The 7,011-nt window shown below is 58.5% G+C and carries 11 protein-coding genes; all 11 read right to left on the minus strand.

Annotated elements, in window-relative coordinates:
- Positions 1–137: 137 nt before the first annotated feature.
- On the minus strand, positions 138–806 hold the full coding sequence (locus KL771_RS27960) for a DUF3486 family protein (protein WP_261971793.1): 669 nt from the start codon (positions 804–806) through the stop codon (positions 138–140).
- Between the two features lie 13 nt (positions 807–819).
- Positions 820–1,131: a VpaChn25_0724 family phage protein gene (locus KL771_RS27965; RefSeq protein ID WP_261971794.1), complete on the minus strand. Its 312-nt coding sequence runs from the start codon at positions 1,129–1,131 to the stop codon at positions 820–822.
- Complete coding sequence (locus tag KL771_RS27970; RefSeq protein WP_261971795.1) at positions 1,131–1,466, minus strand: hypothetical protein; 336 nt, start codon at positions 1,464–1,466, stop codon at positions 1,131–1,133. Before KL771_RS27970 ends, KL771_RS27965 begins: the two co-directional genes overlap by 1 nt.
- Positions 1,466–2,041, minus strand: a complete 576-nt coding sequence (locus KL771_RS27975) for a thermonuclease family protein (RefSeq protein WP_261971796.1) — start codon at positions 2,039–2,041, stop codon at positions 1,466–1,468. Before KL771_RS27975 ends, KL771_RS27970 begins: the two co-directional genes overlap by 1 nt.
- A gap of 219 nt (positions 2,042–2,260) precedes the next feature.
- Positions 2,261–2,497 (minus strand): hypothetical protein, encoded by a 237-nt coding sequence (locus KL771_RS27980; protein ID WP_261971797.1) that lies wholly within the window; start codon positions 2,495–2,497, stop codon positions 2,261–2,263.
- Between the two features lie 7 nt (positions 2,498–2,504).
- Entirely contained in the window at positions 2,505–2,717 is a 213-nt protein-coding gene (locus KL771_RS27985; RefSeq protein ID WP_261971798.1) for a hypothetical protein, read from the minus strand.
- Between the two features lie 3 nt (positions 2,718–2,720).
- The gene (locus KL771_RS27990) at positions 2,721–3,287 is read right to left on the minus strand and encodes a TIGR02594 family protein (RefSeq protein ID WP_261971799.1); all 567 of its coding nucleotides are present in this window, start codon (positions 3,285–3,287) and stop codon (positions 2,721–2,723) included.
- Between the two features lie 211 nt (positions 3,288–3,498).
- Entirely contained in the window at positions 3,499–4,341 is an 843-nt protein-coding gene (locus KL771_RS27995; protein WP_261971800.1) for a hypothetical protein, read from the minus strand.
- The gene (locus tag KL771_RS28000) at positions 4,341–5,930 is read right to left on the minus strand and encodes an ATP-binding protein (RefSeq protein ID WP_261971801.1); all 1,590 of its coding nucleotides are present in this window, start codon (positions 5,928–5,930) and stop codon (positions 4,341–4,343) included. Before KL771_RS28000 ends, KL771_RS27995 begins: the two co-directional genes overlap by 1 nt.
- A 168-nt stretch (positions 5,931–6,098) precedes the next feature.
- A complete protein-coding gene (locus KL771_RS28005) occupies positions 6,099–6,512 on the minus strand; it encodes a hypothetical protein (RefSeq protein WP_261971802.1) in 414 nt (137 codons plus the stop codon).
- Positions 6,509–6,910: a gp16 family protein gene (locus KL771_RS28010; RefSeq protein WP_261971803.1), complete on the minus strand. Its 402-nt coding sequence runs from the start codon at positions 6,908–6,910 to the stop codon at positions 6,509–6,511. Before KL771_RS28010 ends, KL771_RS28005 begins: the two co-directional genes overlap by 4 nt.
- Positions 6,911–7,011: the final 101 nt, after the last annotated feature.

Genomic DNA, 7,011 nt, shown 5'->3' on the forward strand with positions numbered 1-7,011 from the left:
GCGCATGAGCACGCCATCGGCGAGCGGGTCCTGATCCTCGGGGATGTCGGCGCCGCGCGGCAGGTCGCCCGGCAGCGGCGCGACGGGGTCGCGTGGTAGGACCGGGGCCGTCGAGCGGTCGGCCGGGACCGCATCGGTCATGATCCGCCCCCGGCCGGCTTGGCCGGCCCGGCACCTTCGGCCGGCTTTGCGGGCCGGATGCCGAGGAAGTCCCGCCGCAGCTGGGCGATGGCGGCCTTGGACAACCCCGCTTCAACCGCCGCCTTCTCGACGGCATCGACGGCCTTCTTGGCCATCTCGTTCGCCATGGCTTCGGCCTGCCGCTTCGCCTCTTCCTGCAGTTTCAGGCGCCGCTCGACCGATTGCTTCTTGGCCACGTCTGCGGAGCGCAGAGCGTCGCCGGCGAACTTGAGGTCCTTCAGCGAGGTGCCGCCTTCGCCGGCTTCGCGCAGCTGCTCCTCGATTGCCGACTTGATCAGGTCGGCAATGACGATCGTCGTCTTGTCGCTGTCTGCCGGATCGAGCCTGTCGACCAGGATGCGCGAAATCTCCCGGGTCCGTTCGACCCGGCGCATGGTTTCTGCCAGCGTGACGGAATAGCGATTGAAGGACGATGTCGAGATCGGCTTGAACTCGTCGTCTCCGATTTCCTCGGCACGCGCCTTCAAGCGGTCATTGAACTCGGCGCAAATCTCGTTCTGCTGGGTATCCCGCTGGCGCAGTTGCCCGGCGGCCCACATGACGATGTCGTCGTAGTCCGAGCCGAGCAGGTCGATCCTGGATAGGCGGCCGCGGCCCTTCGCCATGTCGGCACTCCCCTCAGATGATGGGCTCGGACGGCTGATCGACGCCGCCGATCCGGACCTTCAAGGCGAGGTGGTCGCGCCCTTTCTGACTGATCCGGGCGATCAGCACGCTGCCGGCTTCGATGATCGAGACCGCGCCAAGATCCGCGAGCTTGCGATACTCCTCGCCGATCCAGTCGAGCGACCGATTGATGCCGAAGGTCTCCAGCTTCGCGCTCATCAGCTTCGCGCTCAGAGCCCCGTCGATCTCCTCGGCCAGGCCGCGCAGGATGATCAGCCGAGCTTCGCGCTGATATCGCTCGGCAAAGGAGGACGCCACGCTCATCAGTTCTTCTCCATGAGGATTTCCTGCATGCGGGTGGCGATCGACGCCACCGGCTTCAGGCGTTCGTCCATGGTCTCCAGCCGACCCTCCAGGCGGACGATCGCCATCTCCATGCGGTGCGCGGTCTCGTTGTCGGGCAGGTGTTCCATGTCGCGTTCGAGCCGCGTCACACGGTCGGCCAGCGCGCCAGCCTGATCGTTCGCCTCGGCGGCGGCTTCCGCGACCGCCTTGATGCGCTCCTCCCAGCCCTTCCGGCTGGAGCCGAGCACCGAGATGACGACGGCCAGCGCGGCAATGGCGAGCGAACCGATCTGGGCGAGCGAGCCGATCTCCATCACTCGGCGGCTCCCGTCGCGGTCGCGGCAATGCCGTCTCCCGGGGGCTCCGCCGTGCACCAGGGCTTGGCCTTGGCGTAACTCTTGTCGGCGCGCGGGTCGTAGCGGACGGCATGGCCACCGGCGATCATCACGGCGCCATAGTCCTGCCAGCCGCCGGAGATCACCTCCAGGCGGGCGACGAAGCGGCCGTTATAGGCGTCCGGGCCGATCTCGCGGGCCCGCACGGCCGCACCGTGGCCGAGCAGGCGATCGGCCTCGGCCTTCGCCTCCTGGCCGAGGCGCAGCTCGTCCGGACATTGCGCGCAGGACTGGGACGTGCCGCGCCCGGGCTTGAAGCCCGTTCGGCACAGATGCACCTCGGGGCTGTCGATGCCGCGCACGCGGATCAGGGCGACCGATCCCGGGCACGGCCCGCGCCCGCACGGACCGGACAGGAACTTCACCTCGACGGTGTCGCCGTCGAGGACGCGCAGCACCTCGACCGGATGCGGTCCGGGCCAAGGCGCGCCGGCGGCCCGGGCTGGACCAAGGCTCGCCAGGGCGACCAGAAAGCCCGTAACCCCGATCGCCATCGCACCGGCCCCGCCCAGCACGCAGGCCAGGCCCCAAAAGATTATCGATCCGATTTGCCCCAGGCGCATAGGCGCACCCCCACCGCGTTGTGTTCCTTCACCTGCGCGATCGTCGCGTCGGTGTCCTGATCCGCCTATCGGATCGGTTCGGCCACGTCGCAGAAGGCGGCGCGGCCGAGCTTGTCGGCCCCAGCGGGGCTATCGACGACGGCCGGAGGATCAGTCCCGCCGCCGGAAGCCGTCATCGTCGCGCAGCCGATCAGGACCACCGCGGTCCAGATCAGCGCGCATGTCTTGGCGAGCGCTTCGAGCCGCCGCCACATCGTCGAGAGACCGGTTGAGTGCATCCGCCACCACCTTCGCGGCCGCCCCATCTGCGGCCTCGGACCGCGCCCGCCAGTCGGCGAGCGACTGGGCGAGCCGGACCAGGCCGAGGATCAGGGCGAGCCAGTTCATGGGCGGGTCAGCCGATCTTGCGGTTGGCGACGACGCGGCCGTAAATCGCGTAGCCGGCACCGGCGACGGCGATCAGGCGGTCGATCTGGTCGACCAGCGTGATCTGGTCGGCCGCCGATACGGTGAAGCCGGCCAGGCCGGCGACCGAGGCGGCGACCGCGACCGCCGCACCCCAGAAGGTCTTCGAGGTCACGAGGGATTTGGTGGTGTTGAGATCCATGGGTCAGGCCTCCGATTTCGAGACGGACCGCCCGTCGTCGGCGACGACCGGCGCTTCGGGGAGCGCTCCGCCCGGCGGCGCGCGGAAACCGAGCACGCGCCCGCCGCGGACGGTCGGGACGTTGTCGAACCAGGCGAGCGTGATGGCGTTGGATTGGTTGCCGCCGGCGACCAGCAACCGCTTCGCGCCCGACGTGACGGCAGCGACGAGGCCGACATGGCCGCCGCCCTGGCGCGAGAGCACCACCACGGCACCGCGCCGCGGCCCGACCAGGGGCGAGCCCCAATCGGCCCAGGCGCGCGCGGAGAGCGGGTTGGGCAGGACGGGCGTCAGGCCCGATCTCACGGCGGCATCGGCGACGGCCAAGCCACACCACGGGATGTCGTCGTCCTCGTAGAAGCCGCCGACCCAGTCGAGCTTCGGATGGCTGCCGGCGACCCGACGCGCCATCTGCATGATCACGGGGTTGGAGCCCTTGCCCTCGACCTCGTGCAGGCCGAGCTGGGCGAGCATGGCCGCCAGCATGGGCGGCGCGCCGGCCGCGAGGGCCGAGACGATGGACGGATGCATGGGGGGCTCCCGGATCGGAGGGCGCGTCGGAATGATCACGACGCTAGCCGCCGGCGATCCCGGAAGCAGGGCTGACTGGTGTCAGTGTCCTGTTTTTAGATTGAATAGACGGGAGGTAAAACTAACCGGTTCCTGCGGAAAATGCCGATAGTCTTCATTTTAGATCGATAGATTTGCGTTTCAAAAAGTAAAAACACGTAATTTTAATGATCTAAACAATACGAAAACCGCCGTTACAATACCACTCTGAACTGGAAAGTGCATCATATAGGGATGCCTGCCAAGAATTGGAGACATATCGTCGGCGAGATCGGGCTTGCATTGACAAATGCGTAGCAACAGACAGCGCACCTGAATTGTTAAATATTTCCTCAATGTTGTATTCAATAGATGCTATCTCATCTGCGGCAGCATACGAATATATTCTATCAAGTTTTAAAAGACTGAATTGGAACTCAACCCTCCGAAATGTTATAGAATCTTCGAAGGCGCTTCGTTTTACAGTATATATTGCGACGGGAGGAGTTGTTTCAACAATTGTTGATTCCAACCAAATTGTATCTTCAATAGTATCAAAATACGGATGAATAAATGTTTCATCTTTGCTGCGTGGAAAGTACCGAAATTTGTTGAAATTGCAGCGATGACAGCAGCCAATCAAGTTTTTTGGATGAACAGAATGTATAGGATAGTGCTCCTTCGGCAGGAAATGGTCAATTGTTTCTACTGTTCCAGAATTGCAGTACGGACATTTGCTGTTTCTTGGTAATAATTTTATAGAATCGTATATTTCTCGTGTGGACGCATTCTTTCGAGCCAATCGATTGGTGTAATTATCTTGCAACATTGTCCCTGTAATATTACCTATATATGGCAAGCGTTCTAAAAGATAAAGATCCCCCTCTGTTGCCTTCTGTTCATATGTATTGCATTGATCAACAACCCGCTCTCGTACTTCTAACATTGCGGCACGATCCGCAGGATTTCTGATTATGCTGGCACAACGCGAAAATGTTTCGCCAGAATCATGGCTAGGAGGCGCAACCCTTAGCATTATTTGCCGCTCCCCTTTAATTTCTGAACCATCATCGCTCGAATGAGTGCCTGGCCTTGCGAGCCAACTGCGTAGTCAAATTTTTCCATGACCTCCTCAAAGCTATTACTATTCTCCACCACATCACTGATCATTTTGTGAAATCCAGACCTATCCACCTCAAGGCCGAACACCTCGCGGGTGAGTGTACTCACGCTCTCCGCAAATGTTTCGATTTCAGGTCTCTCCGCCTTTGAAAGCAATCCAGAACGTATAATCTTCCAAACACAAGATCTGGGTACCTCTTGCACTACCACCGGGGAATGTGTTGCAATTATTGCAACACCATTTCGATTTATTAGTAGATCAGATAATGCACGCAAGAAGGCCGCGAGCAGGGGTGGGGGCAAATGAGCTTCCGGCTCATCGATAAGCACCAGCGTCCGTTCTTCGACAGTCTGAATTAATCGAGTTATGGCAAGTAAAACAATTTTGTGGCCCGAGCTCAGGTTGCGATAAATTTCCTTTGCGCGTCGCTTCATGTCCTCAATATCTTTTGTATTAAACAAATCTGAAATGCCAATATCACTGAATAAATTGTCGGTTTCGAGCGTCGCAAGCGCATGTTCCCACCGCTTACCTCTTAGTCCAAATATACAATTCGCGGCGCTTTCTGCGAACTCGTTTGCTAATTGAGAGTCCCTGTTTATATTAAATATATAATCAGAATCCCTCGTTCTTTGAATCGGAACGTCAATCGATGGTAGGCCAATATTTTCATAGCGAATTTTTGCACTCCGCCCCTCCTTAATATTGTCAATCACCCAGTTTTCGTCAAATGCACTGAAAGAGACGCTTACAAGATTTGCGAAATCAGCCCCTATATCGAATGGCCATACTGCTGCAGACCCTGCAGTAAATAGCCCATCGCGCTCGACTGTGGTTGCTGTATCGACCAAAGATCTTGACATACACTTCAAAATTCGCGTCTTTCCAACGCCATTCCGTCCAATAATAACATGAATATTGGATGGAGGATATGTATAAGGAGATACAGAAAATTCCAACTCCAATGCGTTTCTATTTAACCCCGAAGCCATCGTTGTAGAGCCATGCGGGGCTTTGAACTTAAACGCAAATGATGTCCGATCGGCTTCACCTTTAAGTATTTTTGGAAACTGAATAAGTATCTTCCGCTGATCCTGATCACGCAGTAAGGACCGCGTCATCACTTCCTCTTTTTCTGCTAGTTTATATATATCATTACTATGTATAACATCACGCAACGCGGTCAATATTTCATCTTTTTCATAGTTATTTAGCATCACAAGTGAATTATAATAGTCTATATCTTGTCCAAGCGAGAAAAACCTCTCAGGAAGTTTAGAAAAATTTCTAGGAATATTAGGTCTACTTTGGTTTTCATGCCAATTAAACTCGCCAATTTTCACTTGCCCTATTTCAAATTTCCTTCCCCAATAGTCAAAAACAATGAGAAAATAGAGAGTTTTGTATATAAACCAATCATTCCAATTGTCTTCGCATAGATAGGCGACGTTACTGGCGTTCAAGGGAACCATTTTACTATCATTAACTACAATGAAATCCATTTTTGCCTCAATATTCGTAGGTCATGGCACGTTTCATGTGTTGCAGCCTGATGTATATTAGACCGTATGCCAGCAAACATTATGTATATCGATCGCTGTCATTTTGCCATTGGAATTAGATACCGTTTCTGTTCAGCAGATAACAAGCACGAATCGTCTACAAATGTATCAGAACAAGTTGCCCTGGGCGTCATCGGTGCCGCCCTTCATACGCCGACGCATACGCCAGCCGGTGCGCTCGGTGACACCGGCTTGGCGGGCTGCCTCGCGCACCCCGGCCCCGGTCTCGACCGCGCGGGCGAAGGCTTTTGCCGTCGTCCGCCGCACCTGGCCATAGGCGCCCGTCCCGGCGATCGGCATCATCACCTCAGTATGTCCAGCGCGGCCGCCGCCGGAGCCGACCGCGAAGCGGGCGATGATCGCCCGGGCGGCGGTCTCGCCGAGCAGCTCCTCCAGCCAATTGCCCGGGACATAGTGACCCGGAATGCGCACCCGCTGCCCGCCGCGCGCCTGGGCGAGCGTCAGGGCCGCCTCGGCCCCCGCAGCTTCAGCAATTTCAGCGAGCACGCCCGGTAGCGTCATCCCCGCCTCGCGATCATGGCCTTGAGGGCTTCCGACACGCTGTTCGCCTGCACCGGGGTCAGGAACTCCGGCGCGGCCTTGCCGGTCTGACGCGCCGTGAAGGCTCTCAGAGCTTCCTTCGAAGCGTTCTCGACGGCGCCGACGCGGCCGGCCTCATTCCACAGCGCATAGATTTTCCGGACATAGGGTCGATCCGAAAAGGCGTTCGGTTTCGCCTTCGGTGTCCAGCCGAGGCGCTTGAATTCGCCAAGCACCCGGTCGAGGTCCTCAGTGGAGCAGTCGCGCGAACTGTCCTTGCCGGTCAGCCGCACCAGGATCGCCCGATAGTCCTCGTCGGTCAGGGCGAGCTGCTTCTTGGCGATGTGGACCATCGCGAGCTGTTGCTTGGTCGTGGTCATGCGGCCTCCAGGGCGAGGAGCGTTCGGGTGAGGTCCCGGATCCGTCTGCGGATCCGCTCCTGGCGCGAGGAGCGGACACGGGGGCGGACCTGGGCGAGCAG

This window comes from Prosthecodimorpha staleyi (assembly GCF_018729455.1).
Taxonomy (GTDB): Bacteria; Pseudomonadota; Alphaproteobacteria; order Rhizobiales; family Ancalomicrobiaceae; genus Prosthecodimorpha; species Prosthecodimorpha staleyi.

Bases quoted from the DNA above. Each gene is read 5' to 3' on its own strand.
- KL771_RS27960 (WP_261971793.1), bottom strand. From the start codon at position 806: ATGGCGAAGGGCCGCGGCCGCCTATCCAGGATCGACCTGCTCGGCTCG.
- KL771_RS27965 (WP_261971794.1), bottom strand. From the start codon at position 1,131: ATGAGCGTGGCGTCCTCCTTTGCCGAGCGATATCAGCGCGAAGCTCGG.
- KL771_RS27970 (WP_261971795.1), bottom strand. From the start codon at position 1,466: ATGGAGATCGGCTCGCTCGCCCAGATCGGTTCGCTCGCCATTGCCGCG.
- KL771_RS27975 (WP_261971796.1), bottom strand. From the start codon at position 2,041: ATGGCGATCGGGGTTACGGGCTTTCTGGTCGCCCTGGCGAGCCTTGGT.
- KL771_RS27980 (WP_261971797.1), bottom strand. From the start codon at position 2,497: ATGAACTGGCTCGCCCTGATCCTCGGCCTGGTCCGGCTCGCCCAGTCG.
- KL771_RS27985 (WP_261971798.1), bottom strand. From the start codon at position 2,717: ATGGATCTCAACACCACCAAATCCCTCGTGACCTCGAAGACCTTCTGG.
- KL771_RS27990 (WP_261971799.1), bottom strand. From the start codon at position 3,287: ATGCATCCGTCCATCGTCTCGGCCCTCGCGGCCGGCGCGCCGCCCATG.
- KL771_RS27995 (WP_261971800.1), bottom strand. From the start codon at position 4,341: ATGCTAAGGGTTGCGCCTCCTAGCCATGATTCTGGCGAAACATTTTCG.
- KL771_RS28000 (WP_261971801.1), bottom strand. From the start codon at position 5,930: ATGGATTTCATTGTAGTTAATGATAGTAAAATGGTTCCCTTGAACGCC.
- KL771_RS28005 (WP_261971802.1), bottom strand. From the start codon at position 6,512: ATGACGCTACCGGGCGTGCTCGCTGAAATTGCTGAAGCTGCGGGGGCC.
- KL771_RS28010 (WP_261971803.1), bottom strand. From the start codon at position 6,910: ATGACCACGACCAAGCAACAGCTCGCGATGGTCCACATCGCCAAGAAG.